This is a genomic window from Streptomyces sp. NPDC033221, from assembly GCF_055577005.1.
Genome location: NZ_JBVIQN010000001.1, coordinates 197,270 through 219,832 on the forward strand (window position 1 = coordinate 197,270; position 22,563 = coordinate 219,832).

16 protein-coding genes are annotated in these 22,563 nt (G+C 68.7%); 5 read left to right on the forward strand and 11 right to left on the reverse strand.

Annotated elements, in window-relative coordinates:
• From ACZ53K_RS00890 to ACZ53K_RS00900, 3 genes are all read left to right on the forward strand, one after another.
• Complete coding sequence (locus tag ACZ53K_RS00890; protein ID WP_468830276.1) at nucleotides 1-1,995, forward strand: fumarate reductase/succinate dehydrogenase flavoprotein subunit; 1,995 nt, start codon at nucleotides 1-3, stop codon at nucleotides 1,993-1,995.
• Entirely contained in the window at nucleotides 1,992-2,774 is a 783-nt protein-coding gene (locus ACZ53K_RS00895; RefSeq protein ID WP_468830278.1) for a succinate dehydrogenase/fumarate reductase iron-sulfur subunit, read from the forward strand. Before ACZ53K_RS00890 ends, ACZ53K_RS00895 begins: the two co-directional genes overlap by 4 nt.
• Before the next feature lie 224 nt (nucleotides 2,775-2,998).
• Nucleotides 2,999-3,544, forward strand: a complete 546-nt coding sequence (locus ACZ53K_RS00900; protein WP_468830280.1) for an excalibur calcium-binding domain-containing protein — start codon at nucleotides 2,999-3,001, stop codon at nucleotides 3,542-3,544.
• A 28-nt stretch (nucleotides 3,545-3,572) separates the two neighbouring features.
• Here the strand turns inward: ACZ53K_RS00900 and ACZ53K_RS00905 are convergent, their stop codons facing one another.
• From ACZ53K_RS00905 to ACZ53K_RS00930, 6 genes are all read right to left on the reverse strand, one after another.
• On the reverse strand, nucleotides 3,573-6,551 hold the full coding sequence (locus ACZ53K_RS00905) for a SpoIIE family protein phosphatase (RefSeq protein ID WP_468830282.1): 2,979 nt from the start codon (nucleotides 6,549-6,551) through the stop codon (nucleotides 3,573-3,575).
• Between the two features lie 71 nt (nucleotides 6,552-6,622).
• Nucleotides 6,623-7,012 (reverse strand): ATP-binding protein, encoded by a 390-nt coding sequence (locus ACZ53K_RS00910; RefSeq protein ID WP_468830776.1) that lies wholly within the window; start codon nucleotides 7,010-7,012, stop codon nucleotides 6,623-6,625.
• 453 nt (nucleotides 7,013-7,465) lie between these two features.
• Complete coding sequence (locus ACZ53K_RS00915; protein WP_468830284.1) at nucleotides 7,466-7,879, reverse strand: (deoxy)nucleoside triphosphate pyrophosphohydrolase; 414 nt, start codon at nucleotides 7,877-7,879, stop codon at nucleotides 7,466-7,468.
• A 38-nt stretch (nucleotides 7,880-7,917) separates the two neighbouring features.
• Nucleotides 7,918-8,097: an SPOR domain-containing protein gene (locus tag ACZ53K_RS00920; protein ID WP_398350561.1), complete on the reverse strand. Its 180-nt coding sequence runs from the start codon at nucleotides 8,095-8,097 to the stop codon at nucleotides 7,918-7,920.
• Nucleotides 8,098-8,364: 267 nt separating this feature from the next.
• Nucleotides 8,365-10,062, reverse strand: coding sequence for an APC family permease (locus ACZ53K_RS00925; protein WP_468830287.1), 1,698 nt, complete (start codon nucleotides 10,060-10,062; stop codon nucleotides 8,365-8,367).
• A gap of 354 nt (nucleotides 10,063-10,416) precedes the next feature.
• Nucleotides 10,417-11,169 carry a GntR family transcriptional regulator gene (locus ACZ53K_RS00930; protein WP_468830289.1) on the reverse strand — a complete coding sequence of 251 codons (753 nt, stop codon included), beginning with the start codon at nucleotides 11,167-11,169 and terminating at the stop codon, nucleotides 10,417-10,419.
• Between the two features lie 296 nt (nucleotides 11,170-11,465).
• On the opposite strand from ACZ53K_RS00930, the gene ACZ53K_RS00935 reads away from it, so the two are divergent.
• Together ACZ53K_RS00935 and ACZ53K_RS00940 are read left to right on the forward strand one after the other, a co-directional pair.
• Nucleotides 11,466-12,188, forward strand: a complete 723-nt coding sequence (locus ACZ53K_RS00935) for a PIG-L deacetylase family protein (RefSeq protein WP_468830779.1) — start codon at nucleotides 11,466-11,468, stop codon at nucleotides 12,186-12,188.
• A gap of 413 nt (nucleotides 12,189-12,601) precedes the next feature.
• A complete protein-coding gene (locus tag ACZ53K_RS00940; protein WP_468830291.1) occupies nucleotides 12,602-13,156 on the forward strand; it encodes a hypothetical protein in 555 nt (184 codons plus the stop codon).
• Nucleotides 13,157-13,402: 246 nt separating this feature from the next.
• On the opposite strand, the gene ACZ53K_RS00945 is transcribed toward ACZ53K_RS00940, so the two are convergent.
• The 5 genes from ACZ53K_RS00945 to ACZ53K_RS00965 form a co-directional block, all read right to left on the reverse strand.
• Nucleotides 13,403-13,846 (reverse strand): hypothetical protein, encoded by a 444-nt coding sequence (locus ACZ53K_RS00945; protein WP_468830293.1) that lies wholly within the window; start codon nucleotides 13,844-13,846, stop codon nucleotides 13,403-13,405.
• A 219-nt stretch (nucleotides 13,847-14,065) separates the two neighbouring features.
• Nucleotides 14,066-14,797, reverse strand: a complete 732-nt coding sequence (locus tag ACZ53K_RS00950; protein WP_468830295.1) for a hypothetical protein — start codon at nucleotides 14,795-14,797, stop codon at nucleotides 14,066-14,068.
• 643 nt (nucleotides 14,798-15,440) lie between these two features.
• A complete protein-coding gene (locus tag ACZ53K_RS00955) occupies nucleotides 15,441-17,060 on the reverse strand; it encodes a type I restriction-modification system subunit M (protein WP_468830297.1) in 1,620 nt (539 codons plus the stop codon).
• Complete coding sequence (locus ACZ53K_RS00960) at nucleotides 17,057-18,577, reverse strand: restriction endonuclease subunit S (protein WP_468830299.1); 1,521 nt, start codon at nucleotides 18,575-18,577, stop codon at nucleotides 17,057-17,059. The genes ACZ53K_RS00955 and ACZ53K_RS00960 overlap by 4 nt, the downstream gene beginning before the upstream one ends.
• Entirely contained in the window at nucleotides 18,574-22,176 is a 3,603-nt protein-coding gene (locus ACZ53K_RS00965) for a type I restriction endonuclease subunit R (RefSeq protein ID WP_468830301.1), read from the reverse strand. Before ACZ53K_RS00965 ends, ACZ53K_RS00960 begins: the two co-directional genes overlap by 4 nt.
• Nucleotides 22,177-22,563 lie beyond the last annotated feature (387 nt).

Genomic DNA, 22,563 nt, shown 5'->3' on the forward strand with positions numbered 1-22,563 from the left:
ATGACGCAGCTGGACCGGCAGGAATGGGACGTGGTCGTGGTGGGCGCGGGCGGCGCCGGGCTGCGCGCCGCCATCGAGGCCCGGGAACAGGGCATGCGGACCGCCGTGATCTGCAAGTCGCTGTTCGGCAAGGCCCACACGGTCATGGCCGAGGGCGGCATCGCGGCCAGCATGGGCAACGTCAACGAGGGCGACAACTGGCAGGTGCACTTCCGCGACACGATGCGCGGCGGCAAGTTCCTCAACCACTGGCGGATGGCCGAGCTGCACGCCCGCGAGGCGCCGCAGCGGGTCTGGGAGCTGGAGACCTGGGGCGCGCTCTTCGACCGCACCCCGGACGGCCGGATATCCCAGCGCAACTTCGGCGGCCACGAGTACCCGCGCCTCGCGCACGTCGGCGACCGTACGGGACTGGAACTGATCCGCACCCTCCAGCAGAAGATCGTCTCCCTCCAGCAGGAGGACGAGCGCGAGCACGGCGCGTACGACGCCCGCTTGAAGGTCTTCCAGGAGTGCACGGTCACCCGCGTCCTCAAGGACGAGGACCGGGTCGCCGGCGCGTTCTGCTACGAACGCGAATCCGGCCGCTTCTTCGTCCTCCAGGCCCCCTCGGTGGTCCTGGCCACCGGCGGCATCGGCAAGTCCTTCAAGGTGACGTCCAACTCCTGGGAGTACACCGGAGACGGGCACGCGCTCGCGCTGCTCGCCGGAGCTCCCCTGATCAACATGGAGTTCGTCCAGTTCCACCCGACGGGCATGGTCTGGCCGCCGTCGGTCAAGGGCATCCTCGTCACCGAGTCCGTCCGCGGGGACGGCGGGGTGCTGCGCAACAGCGACGGCAAACGCTTCATGTTCGACTACATCCCGGACGTCTTCAAGGAGAAGTACGCCCAGTCCGAGGCCGAGGGCGACCGCTGGTACGAGGACCCCGACCACAACCGCCGCCCGCCCGAGCTGCTCCCCCGCGACGAGGTCGCGCGGGCCATCAACGCCGAGGTCAAGGCCGGCCGCGGCTCCCCGCACGGCGGTGTCTTCCTCGACGTCTCCACCCGGATGCCCGCCGAGGTCATCCGGCGGCGGCTGCCCTCCATGCACCACCAGTTCAAGGAACTCGCGGACGTCGACATCACCGCCGAGGCGATGGAGGTCGGCCCGACCTGCCACTACGTGATGGGCGGCGTGGAGGTCGACCCGGACACCGCGGCGGCCGCCGGCGTCCCCGGCCTGTTCGCCGCCGGCGAGGTCGCGGGCGGTATGCACGGCTCCAACCGGCTCGGCGGCAACTCCCTGTCCGACCTGCTGGTCTTCGGCCGCCGAGCGGGCCTGTACGCCGCCGAGTACGCGCGCTCCCGCACCGTACGCCCCGCCGCCGACCCGCTCCAGCTCGACGCCGCCGAGGCCGAGGCGCTGCGCCCGTTCAGCGCCGAGGGACCCGACGCGCACCACGCGGGACGCCCCGCCGAGAACCCGTACACCCTCCACCAGGAGCTCCAGCAGGCGATGAACGACCTGGTCGGCATCATCCGCAAGCAGGCCGAGATGGAAGAGGCCCTGGAACGCCTCGCCGACCTGCGGGTACGGGCCCGCCGGGCCGGTGTCGAAGGCCACCGGCAGTACAACCCCGGCTGGCACCTGGCCATCGACCTTCGCAACATGCTGCTGGTCAGCGAGTGCGTGGCCCGCGCGGCGCTGGAACGCAAGGAGTCCCGCGGCGGGCACACCCGGGACGACCACCCGGAGATGGACCGGCGCTGGCGCCGGGTCAACCTGGTCTGCGAACTGGCCGAGGACGGCGCGGAACTCCCCCCGCGGGACCCGGCCGTCGGCCAGATCCGCCTGACCCGCCGCGAGACCCCGCCCATCCGGCCCGACCTCATGGCCCTCTTCGAGCGGGACGAACTGGCGAAATACCTGACGGACGCCGAACTGACGGCGGACACCGGCCCGGCGGCACCCACCACCGGAACAGCGGACGACGAGGGGGCGGGCCGGTGAGCGCGCAGACCGACGCCTACAAGGCGCACTTCAGGATCTGGCGGGGCGACGCGGACGGCGGCGGCCTGGAGGACTACCGCGTGGAGGTCAACGACGGCGAGGTGGTCCTCGACATCATCCACCGCCTCCAGGCCACCCAGGCCCCCGACCTCGCGGTCCGCTGGAACTGCAAGGCGGGCAAGTGCGGCTCGTGCAGCGCGGAGATCAACGGCCGGCCCCGGCTGATGTGCATGACCCGGATGTCGGTCTTCGAACGCGACGAGACGGTCACCGTCACCCCGATGCGGGCCTTCCCGGTCGTCCGCGACCTGGTCACGGACGTCTCCTTCAACTACACCAAGGCACGGGAGATCCCCAGCTTCGTACCGCCGCCGGGCCTGGGACCGGGCGAGTACCGGATGCGGCAGGAGGACGTCGGCCGCTCCCAGGAGTTCCGCAAGTGCATCGAGTGCTTCCTGTGCCAGGACACCTGCCACGTCGTCCGCGACCACGAGGAGAACAAGACCGCCTTCGCCGGCCCCCGCTTCCTCATGCGCGTCGCCGAACTCGACATGCACCCCCTGGACGCCGCCCCCGAAACCGGCCTCGACCGCAAACGCACCGCCCAGGAGAACCACGGCCTCGGCCACTGCAACATCACCAAATGCTGCACCGAGGTCTGCCCCGAACACATCCGCATCACGGACAACGCCCTGATCCCCCTGAAGGAACGCTCGGCCGACCGCAAATACGACCCACTGGTGTGGCTGGGGAACAAGATCCGCCGCCGGAAGGAATGAGAAGGAACGAGCTGAGGGCCGGTACGGGCGCGGCTACGGGGAGGAGCGAGGCGGGAGCCAACTCCCTTGTACACAAGGGGTGACGGGCCGCCTACCGGCCCGCTACCTTCGTCGTACCTGGTAACCGGTGCCCGCACCGACAACGGGCTCTTCCGGCCGCTCCGCCGCCTCCCCCCCACCGACTGGGCACCCCACCGGCTACCCGCGCACACGGGGGTACCGCCATGACCAATCCGTACGACCCTTCGCCCTCCTCGGCACCGTCCTCGCCCTCTTCGCCCTCCACCGCCGCCGCCCGGCCGCCGTGGTTCCGCCGCGGCCGGGTCTGGGGGCTGCTCGCCCTGGGCTTCCTGTTCGGCGGCTGCGCCGGGGCCCTCACGGTCGACGGAAAGGACGCCCCGGAGCGTACGTCCGTACAGGCCGCCGACCGGGCCGTACCGCGTGCGACCGTGACGGTCACCGCGCCGCCTCCCAAGGCCACGCCCGCACCCACCGTGACCGTGACGAAGACCGTGCGGGTGACGGTCACGGCCGCGGCGCCGCCGGCCGACGATGACGGGTCGGCGTCCGGGGGCGGGTCGGCGTCCGGGGGCTCGGCTTCCGGCGGTTCGGCCTCCGGTGGCGGTTCGTCCTCCGGCGGCTCGGCTGATGCCCAGTACGCCAACTGCGCGGCCGTACGGGCAGCGGGCGCCGCCCCCATCCGCGCCGGAGACCCCGGGTACGGCAGGCACCTGGACCGGGACGGTGACGGCGTCGGCTGCGAGAGCTGACCGGCGGGCGGGGCGGCCCCGCCCCGGGTCAGAACAGACTCAGCAACGCGTCCGCCGGATCGGGCAGGGCGGTTTCGCCGTCCGGGAGCGGCAGTTCGAACCAGACGGTTTTGCCGCGGGGGGTGCGGCGACTGCCCCAGCCGGCGCTGAGGAGTCCGACGAGCTGGAGGCCGCGGCCGCCCTCGTCGGTGTCCCGGGCCCTCCGGCGGCGGGGCTGCGCCAGATCCGCGTCCCAGACCTCGCACACCAGGGTGCGGTCCAGCAGCAGACGCAGCCGGATCTCGCCGTGGCCGTGCCGCAGCGCGTTGGTGACCAGTTCGCTGACGAGCAGTTCGGTGGTGTCGACCAGGGCCTCCAGATCCCAGTCCGTGAGCTGGTCGCGGGCCAGCTCACGGGCGCGGGACACCGAGCGGGCCTCGGGCGCCAGGTTCCAGTCGCCGACAGAGTCCTTCGGCAGACCGTGCACCCGGGCCATCAGGAGCGCGATGTCGTCCTCGCCGTGCCGGGTGTCCAGCGCGTTCAGTACGTGGTCGCAGACGTCCTCCAGGGGGCGCCCGGCCTCCGACAGGGCCGTCTGGAAGGCGCGCAGGCCCTCGTCCAGCGGGTGGTCGCGGGATTCGACCAGCCCATCCGTGTAGAGGGCGAGCAGGGCGCCGTCGGACAGTTCGACCTCGGTCTCCTCGAACGGCTCGCCGCCGACCCCCAGTGGCATGCCGGGCGGCACGTCCAGCAGCAGGGCCTCCTCGCCCTCCTCGACCAGGACGGGCGGCAGGTGCCCGGCGTTGGCGAAGGTGCAGCGCCGGGTGACCGGGTCGTACACGGCGTAGACGCAGGTGGCGAGGTAGACCTCGGAGAGGTCGGCGGTGCCGGAGCCGGAGCGCGACGCTCCCACCGTGGAGTCCCCCCGCGCCCCCGAGGGGGGCGCGGAACGGCTGCGCGGGGCGCGCGCCGTCGTACGGGCGCCGCCACCGGTCGCGCCGAGCCCGCGCGCGATCTCGTCGAGCGCGGAGAGCACCTCGGCCGGCTCCATGTCGAGCAGGGCCAGGGTCCGTACGGCCGTACGCAGCTCGCCCATCGCGACGGCGGCCCGCAGCCCGCGCCCCATCACGTCGCCGACGACGAGCGCGGTGCGGTGCCCGGGCAGCTCGATCACGTCGAACCAGTCACCGCCGACCTCGGTGGCGGTGGTGCCCGGCAGATAGCGGCACGCGATGTCCAGGCCGGCCGCCTCGGGATCGCCCGGGGGCAGCAGGCTGCGCTGCAGGATCAGGGCGCGTTCGTGCTCCCTGCGGTACAGCCGGGCGTTGTCGATACAGACCGCGGCGCGCGCGGCCAGGTCGACCGCGAGGGCGGTGTCCCGCTCGCCGAACGGCTCACTGCCCTTCGTACGGGAGAACTGCACCAGCCCGACCACCGTGTCACGGGCGACCATCGGCACGGCGAGCGTCGAATGCACCACGGCACCCAGCTCGGCCCGCTCCTCGCCCTCCCGGGCCGGGATGATCTGCGCCTGCGCCGTACGCAGCGCGCCCGCGCACGGGGAGTTGAACGGGTAGCGGTGGACGGCCCCGACCGCGACCGGACCGTCCTCGCCCTCGGGCGCGCCACAGGTCGAGGTGGCCAGCGGCGCGTCGGACACGGCGCTGGAGAAGGCAACCCGGCGCAGCTCGGCGCTGCCGTCGGCCATCCCCGGCGGAGCCTCGTCACCGGCCAGCAGGCCCTGGTAGAGGTCCACGGACGCCAGGTCGCAGAACTGCGGCACGGCCACGTCGAGCAGGGTGCGGGCGGTGGTCTCCAGGTCGAGGGAGTTGCCGATACGGGCCCCGGCCTCGTTGAGCAGCGCCAGGTTGCGGCGGGCGCTGGCGGCTTCCCGCTCGGCCCGGCGGCGGCCCGTCACGTCGGCGGCCAGCGCGGCGACCCCGATGGGACGGCCGCTGGCGCCGTGCAGGCGGTACAGGGACACCGACCAGCGGCGGCGGTCGGCCTCCCCGGCCGGCGCTGAGGGGAACGCGGCAGCTGTGCGGGGTGCCGTACCGGAAGGGGCGGCGGGCTCGGGCGCCGAGGGGGCGGGGATGGAGGAGGCTGGGGCGGTTGAGGGGGTGGTCGCGGAGTCCGGCGCCGTGGAGGGCGCGGGCAGCACGGGCGCGGGCGCCGGAACCGTACCGAGGAGCTGCATCTCTCCCACCGGCTCGCCCGTCTCCAGCACCCGCCGCAGCGCCGCCTGCAGCCGCTCGGCCTCGGAGCGCGGCAGGAAGTCGTGCGGGCCGCCGCCGCGGTACTTGGCCGCGGGCCCGCCGAAGACGGTGGCGAAGCGCTCGTTGACGCGCCGGATCCGCAGATCCGTGTCGAAGAGCAGGAAGCCCATGGGAGATTGGCCGAAAACGGCCTGAGAGGCGGCGAGGTCGGTCTCGATGCCGCGCAGCGCGCGGACATCGACGACGAGACAGACCGCGGCCCGCTCGCCCTCCGCCGTCTCGGACGGCATCACATAGATCTCCGCGAGCCTGCCGTCGCCGGTGTCCGCCCCGCCGTCCCCGTCCGCGCCCCGGGGGCGGTACGGGACCAGGCCGGTCCACTCCCGGCCGTCCAGGATCTGCGCGACCCTACGGTGGGCCTCTTCGCGCAGCTCAGGCGGCACGAAGGCGGTCACGGGGTCCTTGCCGACCGCGTCCGCGGCAGGGATGCCGAGCATCTCGGCGGCGCGCTCGCTCCACCGGTCGATGCGGCCGTCGGGACCGAGGGAGAACGACGCGACGCGGATGTAGTCGTAGATGGATCCGGGCGGGCTGCTCTGCCATATCGGCGGGCCTTCCGGGCCGTCCGGACCCGCGGCGCCCGACGGCCGCGCCGGGCCGTCCGTACCACCCGGCCCGGCCGGCTGCGCGGGTCCTGCCCCGCCAGATGACTTCTCGCTCACGAGCCCCGTCCCCTCCAGCTCATCGTGCCCGGACCGGACGAGCCGAGTATCCAGCACCGCGGCTATCCGGAACACGGTCTTCACGATCACAGCACAGTCTCGATCGCAGGCCGTCCACAGAATGTCAATGAAACGGCAACGATCAGGCCGCCACCAGACTCCTAACCCGCCACGGACAGCTCGAACCACACTGTTTTACCTGTCCTGCCGTGCCGGGTGCCCCAGCGCCGTGACGTGCACGCCACCAGTTGCAATCCCCGGCCGCCCTCGTCCTCGGGAGTCGCGGTGCGTTCCCGGGGCGGATCGGGCACCGGATCGGACACCTCGACGAGCAGATCGCCCCCGCTCTTGAGGACGATACGCAGGCCGATGGGCCCGCTGGCGTACCGAAGCGAGTTGGTCACCAGCTCGCTGACGAGCAGAACGGCCAGGTCGACGACGGTGTCCAGCCGCCAGTCCTGGAGTGTCTCGCGGACCGCGGCGCGGGCGGTACGGGCGGATCCGGGCTCGGCCGGGAAACTCCATTCGGCGAGCGGGGAGCCGGAGATCATGCCGCGTCGGGGCGCGTAGGGGGCGGAATCGGGGACCCCTGCCGCTGCACTGTCGCTCACGCCGATCACTTCCCAGCCCGATGCGAACACCCTCCGGATTGTCCGTGTTGAGGGGGTAAACAGCACATACCCGGTATCAGCGCATCAATATCGCCCTCAATGGCGCACTGTGGCACAAACGGCGTACCGAGGCAGGCGGGACCACAGCGCGTACGCCTCGTGCGCGGCGGGAGCCCTCGCGCGCGCCACCACCACGGAGGCAGCCCCGTACGAGGGACTCGCCCGATCCGATGATCGGCCCGTACGGGGGAGCGGTGAGGTGACAAGATGACCTGGCTGTTCGGGGTGCCGCCGGAGGGGCCGCTCAGGGCACGTCGGAAGGCCCGCTCGAAGCGCCCCCGGAGAGCCGCCCCTCCGTGACCTTCCGCCCGTGCCTCAGCGACCGCTCGCGCCTCAGCGACCGGCCGCGTACGAAGGCCCGAGGCGGCGCATCGCCTCGGCGACCGCCGGGCGGTCCTGGTCCAGCCAGTCGACCTCGCCCTCCTGGCCCGGCGCCAGCCAGCGCAACCTGTCATGGTCCTGAAGGGGCCGCGGTTCGCCGGACACCAGCCGGGCCGTCCACACATGGAGGACGAGTCCGGGGCGCAGCGGCCACTCCCCCGGAATCCGTTCCAGCGGCTCGGCCTCGATCCCCAGCTCCTCGCGCAGCTCGCGCGCCAGCGCCTCCTCGGGCGTCTCGCCGGGCTCGACCTTGCCGCCGGGCAGCTCCCAGCGGCCGGCCAGCGCGACCGGCGCACTGCGCCGCGCGGCCAGCAGTTTTCCCCCGTCGAGCACCGCTCCGCCCACCACCACGCGCACGTCCGTCATGCGCGGCAGCCTACGTCCCCCGCTGCCGCCCCTTCACTTCAGGTGGTGACGTGCCCGACGCGCTCCACGACGTAGAGCCGCCCGTTCCTGCGGGTGTCCAGCCGGTCGGCCACCTGCTCCGCTTCCGCGCGGGTGGCGTAGCGGCCGACGCGATAACGGTTGCCGCCCTCGTCCTGGCGAATGACGAGCCAGGGCAGCACCGCGCCACTGTCGGTCATTGCGCCCCTCCGTCTGCCGTCCAGCGCGCCGTCGCGCGCCCCTTCTGCACTGATGCCGAAACCGCATTCCGCATATGCCCGAGCCTACGCCCGACCTTTACGCACCGGATACGAATTTGCACAAAGAGATACCGAACCGGCCATCCGGCAGCCCGCGAAAGGCGCACGGACGCCCCTGCGAACGCCCCGGCAGCGGACGCGAAAGGGCGCCGCCGGCGGCTCCTGCCACCGACGGCGCCCGTCACTGTCCGTCTCAGCGAGGAAACGTTACGCCTTGCTCGCCCCGGCCTTGTCGCCGGACTTCCCGGCACCCCCGGCCTGCTCCGCGGCCCGCTCCTCGGCCTCCGCCTCCGCCAGCGACTCCGCCTCGGCCGCCACCAGCGTCGGGTTGCGCCAGGAGCTGCGGACGCCCCACCAGTAGAAGAACAGGCCGATCACCGCGACCACGGCGATGTCCCAGCCCGGCGCCAGGTAGCCCTTGCCGCCGAACTCCGTACCGCCCAGGTACGACACGCACGCCATGACCAGCAGGTACGCCACCATCCAGGCACCCGCCTTCAGGTGCGGCTTCAGCTCGGCCCACGGCTTGCGCAGCTCGTACCAGGCCCAGACCGGCAGCCCGACGGCCATGATCAGGATGACCTTGCCGGTGAGCGGCCAGCGGCCCCAGTACAGGACGAGCGAACCGAAGACCATCGCGACGGGCGCGATGTACGGCATCACCCGCAGCTTCACCGGCCGCTTCAGGTCGGGCGCGAGGCGGCGCAGCGACATCACCGCGACCGGCCCGGTGATGTACGAGATCACGGTCGCCACCGAGACGATCTCGGCCAGCGAGCCCCAGCCGCGGAAGACCGCGAGGAACAGGAAGGCGATGAAGAGGTTGAGGACCAGCGCCGGACGCGGCACACCGGTCTTCTTGTCCACCCGGCCGAAGATCTTGGGCAGGTGACCGTTCTCCTGCACGCCGTGGATCATGCGCGAGGTGGTGGCCGCGTAGATCATGCCCGTACCGGACGGGGAGACGAACGCGTCCGCGTACAGCAGCAGCGCCAGCCAGTTCAGGCCCCAGGCGATGGCGAGGTCGGCGAGCGGCGAGTTGTAACCGAGGTGGGCCCAGCCGCCGGCCGACTCCAGCTTGCCGCCGGGGACGGCCATCAGGAAGGCGACCTGGAGCGCGACGTAGATGACGAGCGCGATCACGATCGAGTAGATGACGGCCTTGGGCAGCGACTTGCCCGGGTTACGGGCCTCGCCGGCCATGTTCAGCGGCGACTGGAAGCCGTTGTAGGCCCAGACGATGCCGGAGAGGGCGACGGCGGAGAAGACCGCGCTCCACCCGTTGGGAGTGAAGCCGCCGTGGTCCTTGATGTTGCTCGTGTCGAAGTGCGCCATCATCAGCGCGCTCGCGGTCAGGATCGGTACGACGACCTTGAAGATCGTGATCGCGGTGTTGGTCTTCGCGAAGAGCGAGATCGCGAACCAGTTCAGGAAGAAGTAGAAGATCAGCAGGACGCTGGCGACCGCGACGCCGCTGCCGGTCAGCTCCTTGCCGTCGTAGAGGGCCTGCGCCCACCCGAAGTCCCAGGAACTCATGTACTGGACGGAGGCCGTGGCCTCCCCGGGTATGACGGAGACGATCGCGATCCAGTTCGCCCAGGCGGCGAGGTAGCCGGCGAGCGAGCCGTGCGAGTACTGGCCATAGCGGACCATGCCGCCCGCCTTGGGGAACATCGAGCCCAGCTCGGTGTACGTGAGGGCGATCGTGAGCGCGACGACCGCGCCGATGACCCAGGCGAGGATGGCGGCCGGACCGGCGATGGCGGCGGCCCGCTCGGCCCCGAAGAGCCAGCCGGAACCGATGATCGACCCAAGACCCGTGGCGGTCAGGGCAATGGTCCCGAGGGACCGTCGGTAATTCGAGTGGGAGCCCTGCTCCGCGCTCTGGGTCTGCGTCGTGCTCAACGTGCTTGGTCTCCTGATCTTCCCCCGTGCCGTGCACAAACTTCGCCATCGTAAGAGCGAATTGGAAGATCGGATTCCCAAGCGGGGTCAAAACTCGGGTCTGGCTGAAGGTGTGTGAGGTTTCCAACACACCTATTGGGCACCCAAATCCAGACATACGGGGAATTATGGGGTGGCTACTGGCGGGTTACGCGTCAGTACACAACGTGCGATCTTGACCGGAGCGGCCCGAAAATTGCTAGGTGGCAACGGGTTTCGGTCAATAGTGCATGGGGAAAGGGGGTGGCCCGAGCGGCAGCCCGCCACCCATACCCACCCGCCCCGGGGCGCGCTGCCCAGACGGGAGACGGGCCCCTAATGCACCGGCAAGTGATAAGCCACCCGATGCCGATCGGCGAGCGTCACAACATCGGCGGTCTCCACAGGGCGGCCACCCGCGAAATACGTCCGCGAGATGACCAGCACCGCATGGCCCGGCACCCCGCCCAGCGCCATCGCCTCCTCCGCCAGCCCGGGACGCGCGCCGACCTCCTCGACCACGTTGTCCACGATCACGTCGATGGCCGCCATCCGCTCGACCACCCCGCGCCCGGCCAGCGGCCCCTCCTCGGGCAGCATCACCGGCGTACGCCCCGTGATGTCGAGCGGCTCCCAGGACGTCGAGAGCATGGCCGGCTCACCCTCCGCCCGGAAGAGATAGCGCGTACGCATCACCCGGTCCCCCACCTGGATACGCAACCGGGACGCGACGCCCGCGCCGGCCTCCTCCCGCTCACTGCTGGACTCCCAGGTGCCCTTGACCCGCTCGTCGGCCTGCTCCTGCCGGAAGGGCGTGGCGCCGACCCCGGTGCGGTAGCCGGCGCGGGCGATACGGCGCGGCACGGGCTGCTCGCGCACATACGTCCCCGATCCGGAGCGCCCCTCGACCAGCCCCTCGGCCATCAGCACCTTGCGCGCCTCCAGGGCAACCGTGTCGGAGACGCCGTACTCCTCGCGGATGCGGGCCTGGGACGGGAGGCGGGTGTGCGGGGGCAGCACACCTTCGACGATCTTCTGGCGCAGGTCGCCGGCGACGCGGAGGTACGCGGGCTGCTCACCGAAAGGCACATGCCCCTCCCAACAGCTTGACAGTCAGCAACAGCGTGGCAACCGCGTGTTGTTGACCGCAAGCCTGGGCCAGTAATTCACTCGATGTGATGAAGCCCAGCTCAACCGGCGTGCCGATCATGGAAGTTACCCACCTCCGGACACCCGTTCCCGGCCGCCCGGCACGCCCGTACCATCCATGCCACAGTCGATACGACACGCCGCAGCGCGACCGGCGCCCAAAGCCGTACGGGAAGGCCCCAACCGTGCCCGAAACCACCACCCCCTCCCCCACTCCCCCCTCCTCCCTCTCCCCCATGCCGGAGGACTGGCAGCGCGCCCTGGCCGTCGTCGCCCACCCCGACGACCTCGAATACGGCGCGGCCGCCGCCATCGCTGAGTGGACCGACGCCGGACGCGAGGTCACCTACCTCCTCGTCACGCGCGGCGAAGCGGGCATCGACGGCCTCGGCCCCGAGGAGTGCGCATCGGTCCGCGAGGCGGAACAGCGCGCAAGCGCGGCCGCCGTCGGTGTCCGCACGGTGGAATTCCTGGACCACCACCGCGACGGCGTCATCGAGGCCGGCCTGCCCCTACGCCGCGACCTGTCAGCCGCCATCCGCCGGCACCGCCCGGAACTGCTGATCACCCTCAACCACCACGACACCTGGGGCGGCGTGTCCTGGAACACCCCGGACCACCGGGTCGTGGGCCGCGCCACCCTCGACGCGGCAGGCGACGCAGGCAACCGCTGGATCTTCCCCGACCTGACAACCGACCCAGGCCTGGAGCCCTGGAACGGCGTCCGCTGGGTAGCAGTGGCCGGCTCCCCATACCCCACCCACGCCAAGGAGGTCGGCCCCGGCATCGACCGAGCCGTCGCCTCCCTGGCCGAACACCACGCCTACATCACCGGCCTGGAGGGCGCGGGCCAGGACCCGGCCGCATACGCCCGCAACTTCCTGGAACCCATGCTCCACACAGCAGGCAACCAGTACCGCGGCACTCCCGCCACCCTCTTCCAGCTCTATCCGCGCTGACCGGCCCCCTCACATAGCCCGCGAACCCGGCCACAGGGCAGGGGACTCCACTGCAGAGGAAGGCGAGAAGTCCGCGTCTTCGGGTAGGCGGTGAAGGACGGTGGCACCGGACAACGCATCATCATTACAGGCACCTGATCATCACATAAATTCAAGTCAGGATTTTTTGTACCTATCCAGCGCCTAGACCGATCACTTCCGCCACCACTTCACATAGCACATTTGTCCGCTGCATCCCCGCCCGGAAGGACGAGCGGCGCCCTAAACTCCCATGCCCATGACAGCGGAGCCATGCCGCATGGACCCAAATCCTCCCATAGGCCATGGCGAATGCCGTTTACATCCTCTCCTCGGCTCGCACCTTCTTGCATAACTCCTTCGCAGACTCATCCACGCATGTATCTTCTTGCGGCATGAGTACGACGAGCTTCCGGGCGGACGGCCGCTCCCTGGTTGAGTTCTGGCACTGGGCTGGACGAACGGGGCGGATGAAACCCTCCACCGCCTCGGTCTACAAGACAGCCTGCAAGGCCGTCCTTTCATCGCTCGGTGTACGGTGGGAAAGCTACGACCTCACCAGTCTCGACATCGACGCCGTGATCCGTAACTTCCAGCGGGCGAACACACCCGGGTACGACACGGGGACGCTTGAGAAGTACGGCTCGAACTTCCGTAAAGCCATACCGTCCCTGATGAGCTTTCTGGACGATGCAGATAACTGGGAAGCGCCCGCACAGCCACGGCAACGTCTCACTTCAACGAAAGCCCCTCGCCTCGCATCAGCGCGTGATCCAGGAAGTGAACCCCAGAACGAAATAAATCCTGCACGGGAGGTACCGATTGACATCACCGTTTCCGCTGGCCGCACGGTTTCGATCACCGTCCCGGGCGGCCTGACTCCGAATGAAGCGGGAATTCTGGTCAAGGTGCTGCCTTTCTATCTGGAGCCCCACATAAAGATCGACTGAAACAGCGGCGCGACGCAATCCTCTCCGGAGAGAAGCGTGCACCGCGTGCGCTCCCCGGCCTTCACGCCAAAATCCTTGCACTCGACCAGCACAGCAACACAATGAGGGGCCAGGCTTCCCAGAGCCTGGCCCCTCATTGCATGCACGTTCACCGGACCAGTGCTGTGATCGGAAAGGTTTGCCAGGTTGCTCGTTGCGCCAATCGGATGCGAGAACGTCGACCGGTATGGGGAGGCGGGCATGGCTTCACCGGTCAGGAATCACGGGCTGAGCGAGGCGGAAAGGCAGAAGCTGCAGCAGGTCGTGCAGCAGGGCAGCGCGAATTCGGTGCGGTTTCGGCGGACGATGGTGCTGCGGGCCTCGGTCGGCGGCAGCACGGTCCCGTCCGTCGCCCGGCTGATCCACCACTTCAACGAGATCGTGCTCGCATGCCGCAATCATCAGTGGGCGGGAGGCTGCCCCCGCCTGCTCAACCGTGACCAGAAGGACCTTGTTGTCCGGATGGCCACCACCCACCTCCACCGCACTGACCCAGCCCTTCAGTCCGCAAACTCGCCAATCACTGCGACGCAACACCTCCCAGCCTCTCACCATCGGCCGGGAGGCCCTGCGCTGCCTGCTGGCTCGCCGCGGAATCTCCTTCCAGCACACCAAGACTTGGAAGGAGTCCCCGGACTCGGCCTTCGACACCAAGATCACCCGGGCCGAGTACGCACTCACCGAGCGTGCAGAGCGCACCCTTCGCCTTCGACGAGTTCCCGCTCGGCATCAGGCCGACCGCCGGCGTCTGCTGGGCCGAACGCGGCAGGCCGACCTACGGTCAATCCGCGCAGCCCACTCTGACGGCATCCCGGCCTACGTGGTCATCGACAACCTCTCCACCGACCTCAACTGGGGAATGACGGCCACTCAGTCGTTTTGCACCTGGTCTCCACCTGGTGCTTCCGAAGTCCTGTCCGAAGCCGGAAGCCCCGATGCCTTGGACGCATTCCCCTCCAGCGCATACGCGAGCGCGAGCGCAATCCGCTCGATCCAGTTGAGGGCGTCCGTGACATCAGCCTCGCCGATCTGGCGGCGCTGCTTGAGGTCGCCGTCGATCAGATCCGCGTCGTGTGCGATCTGGTTGCGGCGGCGGAGCAACAGGACGTACTGGCCGCGCAGCCGTTTCTCGTCGTATGACGTTCGGTACTGATTCCACCGGTTTACCCACTTTGCCGCCTCCCGCCACACCTTGACATCGGTGACGAGCGCCATCACCTTCGCGATGGCGTCCGGGTTCTGCAAGGTCTGGCGGGCGATGTCCTGGCGCACCCGCTCCGCGACCATCTCGGCCGTGGTCGTTTCACCCCGCTGCACCCTCTCCACGCAGTGGAGCGGCAACGGGTAGTCACGGAGCTTTCGCGGCATATCCGGGTCATCCTTGGCAGCTTCCTCAGCGACCCGCCGCAATACCTCCTCCTGCACCCAGTGTTCGAGGGCGGCGATGGACTGGACCCAGGCGGCCCGGTAGAAGTCGCCGGTGTCGATGCCCTTGGGGCTGAGTACCTCCAGTGCCTGCCCGGCTCGCACCATCTGGCGTGCGTACGACAGGTTCGTGACGAACGACTCGAACTGACGGGTCTGAGGGTGTGCGATGGCCATGCATACCTCTGTGCGGCGCGGGGGAGGACGGGGAGCTTCGGGGCGTGGGCCCCTGATGTCCCCTGTACCGTACAGAGGTCGATCGAGCGGCCTTTGCGGACCACGGCCGGTTGTGGCGCGAACGCATCGGTTCAGTTCGGTTCGGGATTCGGCCCTCTCACTCTCATACGGCAGGTTTTCTGAAGCCTTCCGCCATACGTACGGAGTCAGCCAGGCTCGCGGCTAGGCATCGGCCGAAGTAGCCGAGCTCGTCCGCTACCTGCCGTGTGGTCCGTGAGTACCGCATCAGGGCTCCACAACAGGCGGGCGAACGACCATGGCCGGTTGCAGGACCGCGTGCTGCCCGGTCAGTCGTGAAGCCAGTTCACTACAGGAGACGGAGATGACGTAGCAGAATTTCCGTTGTCGCTGTCCCAGGGAGGGAATGGCGGGGTTGACCGAGAGGGTGTCCGCCCGTTGGCGGCTGTCGCGGCTGCTCCATAACTGGCCCGATGCATCGTACAAACCGGTCCGGCGAAGGGAACCTTCGGCATCGCGCCCCGGAGGAATAGCCGAAAACGGCCGCACGGGAACGCCGGAGGGGCCAGAACGCACTTGGCATTGCGGCCCTCCGGCGCGGTGACGACGAACCTTTCGGCCGTCGTCACACCTCTTCCGACTCCGGTACGTCCACATCCGCACCCAGGGACTTCGCGATGGCCGTGAACTCAGCCAGGGCAGACTGGAGATCGCGCACGATCTCCTCGGCGATGACCTCCGGCTCCAGGTCGCTGTCCGCGTCCTCCAGGGCCGGGTCCTTCATCCACGTGATGTCGAGGTTGACCTTGTCGCGGCCGACCAACTCATCATAGGTGTACGCCTTCCAGCGGCCGTTGTCGTCCTCGTCGGCGACGCGGGCGGCCGGCTCCTCGCCCGCCTTGTACTTGGCGACGAAGTCGTCCAAGTGGGGGCGGGTCAGCGGGCGCTGCTTCATGGTGAAGTGCTGGCCGGTGCGGAAGTCGTAGACCCAGGTGACGGTGGTGTGCGGTTTGCCGTCGGCGCGCGGGGGCTTCTTGTCGAAGAAAAGGACGTTGGCCTTGACGCCGCCCGCATAGAAGATGCCGGTGGGCAGGCGCAGGATAGTGTGCAGGTCGAACTCGTCGAGCAGCTTGCGGCGGACCTTCTCGCCCGCGCCGCCCTCGAAGAGGACGTTGTCCGGGAGGACGACGGCCGCCCGGCCGTTCACAGCGGTCAGCGACATGATGTGCTGGAGGAAGTTGAGCTGCTTGTTGGTCGTGGTGGCGGTGAAGTCATCGCGGTCGTACTGGACGTCTTCCTTCTCCAGGTCGCCGTCCTGGCCGATCACCGTGATTGCGGACTTGCGCCCGAAGGGCGGATTGGCGAGGACGAGCGAGGCATGCCGGCCGCTCGGCTTCTCTGCAAGCGCGTCGCCGACATCGATCAGGCTCGGGCCGTCGCTCTTGCCGATGCCGTGCAGGAGCATGTTCATGGCGGCGAGGCGGGCGGTACCGGTGACCAGCTCGTTGCCCCAGATCTTGCGGCCGCTGTCGTACGCCTTGCGGGCCTCAAGGTCCATGTCCTTGATGTGGTGCCGGGTGATGTACGTGTGCGCGGCGATCAGGAACCCGCCGGTGCCGCAGGCGGGATCGGTGATGGTGTCGTCCGGACCGGGCCGGGTCACATCCACCATCGCGTCGATGAGCGCGCGCGGCGTGAAGTACTGACCGGCGCCGGTCTTGGTGTCGGACGCCCCCTTGGCGAGCAGCCCTTCGTAAGCGTCGCCCTTGAGGTCGGTGCCGGTGACCGTCCACTCCTCGCGGCCGATCAGCTCGACGACCAGCTTTTCGAGCAGTGCGGGCTTGGTGATCCGGTTCTGCGCGTCGGCGAAGATCGTACCGATGGTGGTGTGGGGCTTACGGCCCAAGTGCTCCAGGACAGCGCGGTAGTGGGCTTCAAGTTCCGCTCCGCGCTTGCTGACGAGGGACTTCCAGTTGTAGTCCTTCGGCACGATGCCGCTGAGGTCGCGGCCCTCCCACGGGTCGTTCTCAATCTCGTCGACCATTTTCAAGAAGAGCAGGTACGAGAGCTGCTCGACGTACTCGATGGTCGACATGCCGTTGTCGCGGAGAACGTTGCAGTAGTTCCAGAGCTTGGCAACCAGGGTGTTGGTCTGCGCGGCGGCCTTCTTGGATTTGGGCGTTTCGGTGAGGGAGACGCCCTCGGTGGAGGGGGTGGCTGCGTCGTCTGTAGCGGGGGCGGTCACTGGAAGAGCTCCTGCTGAACGGTACTTAGGGGGGCGGGGGTTGGGGCGGGGGCGGCCTCGGTCGCCTTGGCTGGGGCGGTCCCCTTGCGGGGGCGCGCGGCGCGCTTGGCCTTGCGGGCCGGCTTGGCAGAGTCGCGCTCGGCGGCGATGCGGGCGAGGAGGGTGGCGGCGGGTTCGTCGGCGGGGTTCTGGGGGACCAGGCCGCCAATGAATGCCTTACGGAGTAGGCCGTTGCGTAGCCCGGCCGCACGTAGCCGTACGATAGCGACAGCCTTTGCCATCCGGTCGATCTGCGCGAGGTCCTCCTTAATTCTTTGCAGAATCTCCTCCTGCTCGCCCCTCGGGGGCACCGGAACGGGAAGGCTCTTGATCTTCCTCAGACTGATTGAAGCAAGGTTCGTACTCTGCTTGCCATTCACCTCGAACCATCGCCCCATGCCGTTCGCGTAATGTGACAACAGCTCGGGCTTGATGAGGTCCCCTCGAATTCGGGCCCGGAAGACGTGATTCTGATGAATGGCGTTCTCTACCTGCCCCTCCCAGACCCAGCCGCGTCCGAGCTTGTCCCGATCCCCTCCCTCGTTCATGAGAACATCGCCGGATCTCAACCGCAGCTGATCCGCCTTAGCGGTGGGCACACGGATCTCGTGAACGCTGTCGAGCACCAGCCGCCCGCGCTGAACGTTCGCAACACGGAGGTAGGGAACCTCAGGCATATCCGGGTCAGACTGCTTCTTCTTGTCCTTGGTCACGCCCCCGACAACCTCAGCCAGCTCTTCCAGGCGCATCCAACTCCAATGTTCCGGAATTTTTGGCAAGTTGCCGTCGAGAGTCCCAGCAGCAGGCGGAAGCGAGGCTGTGGGAACGCCATCAGATACGGCGAAGGCTGTCACGAAGTCAGTGGCTCGAACCCGCAGGTGGTTGATCCTGCGGGTCGCTAGTTCCAAGGATGTACCGGCCGCATCCAGCCGGGAGAGCTGCTCTTCGAGGGCCTCGACGATGCGGTGCTGTTCGGCCAGCGGGGGCACCGGGACCCTGACGCGCTTAAGCGAAGCGCCTGAGATTCCCGCTTGCCCAGCGGACGTTTTTACCTCGCCTCGAACTTGTTCACGTACACGCGGTGAGGCCCACGCGTAGACCAGGAACTGGGAGTCCATAACTTGCCGTGAGACGCGAACTCGAATCAGCTTGTCTGGGTACGCAAGTTTAGGTGCACCGTCAGGAACCCTCGCCCCCACACCAACGTATTCGGGGTTTCCGTTGTACCGAGTGAACAGCAAGTCGCCGGGCAATACATCGCCCGCCTGGTCCTGCACTTCCTGCCAGTTCAGCCCTGTGTACCGCAAGTCGTCCAGGCTGAGCCGCATCGGCCGGACCGCGCCGATCCGAAGAATTGGCGTACCGTTCGGCTCCGTGCCAGGTCGCGATACGTACATCCCGTTCTTGACGGAAGAAGCGATCTCTCCGAGCTCCGCCCAAGCCCACCCTTCCGGCAACCCACCCGTATCCGTACTCAAGCCAGTTCCTGATTCAGCTCGTCCAGTAGTTCCAGCGCCCGGCCCTTATCACCAAAGGCGTTTGCGAAGCCGCGGCCGCCGCCCTTCGCCGAGAAGGGGAGGTGGCTGAAGTCCTCGCGCTCCATGCCCACGTCCACGGCAATCGCGTCCTTTATGCGGTGCAGCCACCACAACTGGTCCTCGGTGAATTCGACGCCCGCCTGGTCTTGCCGCAGCAGCCAGCCCTCGAAGCGCTCCTCGACCACCGTACGGTACGGGCGGAGTTCGTCGTCTGCACCGAGCGTGTAGCGGACGAGGTTCATGAGGTCGCCGAGGCCGGCCGATTTAGACAGGGATTCCGACGCCTTGCCGAGCAGGTCGTAGTGGTCCCATATGACCTTCGGGGTCCAGGTCCGGTTGGTGGCCTTGATGGTGGCGAGCAGCTCGCGGAGATGGGCCCGTGCCTCCTGCGGGCGGACCCGCGATCCGCTGCCGAGGATCACCTGGAGTGCGATCGCCTCCGCCGCCTGCTCATCGCGCCGGCGGCTGTCCAACAACTGGCGCCACTCGGCAAGTTCCTTCTCCGCGCGTTCTTCGCGCGGGATCTCCTTCAACCGTATCCCGACTTCGGTCGTCGCGTCGTACGTCAGGTCGTGCTGCTGCTTGATGCCGACGATCAGCTTGCGGAGCTCCGGGTGCGTGGTCAGGACCTCGACCGCGTCCTGGACGAGGCGTCGGGCCTGGTCCGCGCCGCCCTCCCGGTACGCCCGGTCCTGGGTGTCGACGTCCACCGCGTCCGAGATCCGGCGGACCAGCTCGCCGAGTGGGACGCCGCCCGATGCCTGCTTGATCTGCTCACCCTCCTCCTCGGTGAGCTTGCGGTCCAGGCGAGCCAGGCGACGGCCGAGCGTCTCGGCCTGTTCGGCGGTGAGGGAGCGGCTGCCCGCCTTGTCCATGAGCTTGTCCGTGCTGAGGGCACCGGTGTCCGGCGGCAGCATCGGCCGGGTGTCGACCAGCGGCGATGCTGTGACGCCCACCGCGTCGACCAGGACGAAACGGTCCTTGGCGAGGTCGTTCGCCGCCTCCGGCGTCACCGCCTTCAGCTCATCGGCGTCGATCGTGCGGGATCCGCGCCCCTTCATCTGTTCGAAAAGGACGGGGCTGCGTACGGCCCGCAGGAATATCACGCACTCCAGGGCGCGGACGTCCGTCCCCGTGGCGATCATGTCAACGGTGACGGCGACCCGGAGCAGCGGCGAGTTCCGCAGGTCGTTGACGAGCTGCTCGGGGTCGTCACCCTTGTCCCGGGACCGGTAGGTGATCTTCTTGGCGAAGGCGTCTCCGCGTCCGAAGACCTCCTTGACCTGCTTCAGGACCTCGTCGGCGTGGTCGTCGCTCGCTGCAAAGACAAGCGTCTTGGGCAGTTCGGCACGGCCCGGGAACCAGCGCTGCCAGTTGTTCTTGTAGGCGGTGAGGACGGCCCTGATCTCGTCCTCGGTGATCACTGTGCGACCGATCTGGCCGACCGTGTACGCGAAGTCCTCGTCCAATTCCTCGTACCGCTGGGTGCGGGTCTTGCGGTCGCGGATACGAACCGTGGTGCCCTTGTCGATCTTCGCGCCGCCCGCTTCCCGTACCGAGGTGTCCATGGTGACCACGTCGAAGTCGACGTTGACACCGTCGGCGACAGCCTGCTCGTAGGTGTACTCGGAAACCAGGTTGTTGTCGAAGAAGCCCTTGGTCTGGCGGGTGGGGGTGGCGGTGAGACCGACCAGGTGGGCGTCGAAGTAGTCGAGGACGCCGCGCCACAGGCCGTAGATGGAGCGGTGGCACTCGTCGATGACGATCACGTCGAAGGATTCGATGGGAACGTCCGCGTTGTACTCGACACTGACCGGGCGGTCGGTCATGTAGTTCTCGTCGAGGGTGGAGGCGTCCTCGCGGTCCTCGGCCTCGTTCGTGTCTTCCAGTGGCTCGCCCTTGAGGAGGGAGTACATGCGCTGGATGGTGGAGACGACGACGGCGGAGGTCTCCTGGAGTCCGGCCCGGCCGAGCGTGTCGACGTTGTAGAGGTCGGTGAACTTACGGTTCTCGTCCGGGGCTCGGTACTTGTCGAACTCGGCCTTGGCCTGGCGGCCGAGGTTGTTGCGGTCGACCAGGAAGAGGATGCGGCCCGCGCCCGCATGCTTGAGCAGCCGGTACGCCTCGGTGACGGCGGTGTAGGTCTTGCCCGCGCCGGTGGCCATCTGAATCAGAGCGCGCGGCTTGTCCTGGCCAAGGGACTGCTCAAGGCCGATGATCGCTTCCTCCTGCGCCGCGCGGAGGTCGTGGGTCTCCAGGACCGGGAGCCCGGTGCGCAGCGCGGCGCGGAAGGTCGGAGTGGCCGGGTGATCGGTGGCTCGCTTCATCCAGGCGGCGAAGGTTTCGGGCCGGTGGAAGGCGAAGACCTGGCGGGAACGGGCGTACGGGTCGAGGAGGTTGATGAAGTACGTCTCCGCGCCGGTGGTGGCGTAGCGGAAGGCGAACGGTTCCTGCTCGCACCAGACCGCCAGAGAGTGCTCCTTGAGGACACCGGCCGCGTACCGCTCGTTCTGGGCGAGGGCCCCGGCCAGGGCGGTGCCCTCACGCTTGGCCTCGATGACGCCGACGATCACGCCGTCGACGTAGAGGACGTAATCGGCGCGGCCGGTGGCCAGGGCGAACTCGCGGACCGCGACCCCCTGGGAGGCGAGCGGGTTGAGATCAGCCTTGTCCTGGACGGTCCAGCCGGCTGCGGCAAGCATTTCGTCGATACGGACGCGAGCCTGCACCTCGTTGAGCGGCTCGGGCCGCTGTGCGCGGGCGACGATCGCCTCGCGGGCGGCGGCGGCGACCGGGCGGGGCTTCAGCCGCTCCTGGTTGTAACGGCTCCGCTGCTCGCTCCTGAGCCACTCGATCTCCTCCCGATAGCTCGCGGCCAGTGCTTCCGACTCGGCGCGGGCCTGTTCGGCGGCCGCGGTCAGTTTCTCGGCCTCCTCCCGGCCGCGCTGCTCGGCCTCCAAGCGGTCCCCGACCTCGCCGAGGCGGGTGCGGGACTCGGCGAGGGTGCGCTGGTGGTGGCCGAGCGCCTCGCGGAGCTCCTCGAGCTCGGCGGGCCCGGCTGCCACGTCACTCGGCAGCCGCGGCGGTACGAACGCGGAGATTTCGCGGACGCCGTCGATCGCACGGGAGAAGAACTGCCCGAGCTGGAAGCAGAGTTCGACGGCTTTGAGGGCCTTGCTGGTGTCGAAGAGGTGATTGTGCGCGGCGTCGTTCCGCCCCCGGCGGAGGGTGTCGAAGGCGTCCCGGGTGCGGCCCGGCAGCAGACCAGCCCGCTGGAGTCCGGCGAGCCGATCGACCTGGCGGGCCCCTTCGACCCGCACCCCTGCCCGCTGGACCAGCTCCTCGGCGAGCACCTCCCCGAACTGGCCGGACGCCACATACGAGACGTTGGGGTTGGTGAAGACCGACTGTTCGGCCTGGGAACCGTAGATCGCGAGCAGGGGCTGCATCGCGTAGAGCCGCCCGAAGTTGGGAGACCTTCGGGCAGCTGCCTTCAGCTGCTCCGGAACTTGCTCACGACGCCCTGCCCGCCCGCTCATACGCTGCCGCTCCTCGACCGGACCATATTCGGCCCCTCACCTGTGACGATACCTCTCAGCCTACGTCTGACCGGGCACTCCTCCCTGGCAAATGAACCAATCACGTTGTCCAGCCTTCAATGGAGTCGCAAGAAGGGCTCGTCTTGCATTGACGGGCCCCTTTCGACCCACCTTTACAGGGGGCGGAACAGCTTCGTCGAATGATGAAGCGGAATCCGAAGTACAGAGCTCCCACCAGTGGAAACGTGGTTCTGAAGAAGGACAGCCCAACATGATCTCAGCACGGAAGCCTCGTGCAGACACCCGGCCACTGGCCCTGCGCGCCCGCGGAGCCGGTTCCAGCTTTCAACCGAAGGTGCCGGCTCCACCCACCGTGCCGAGACTCAG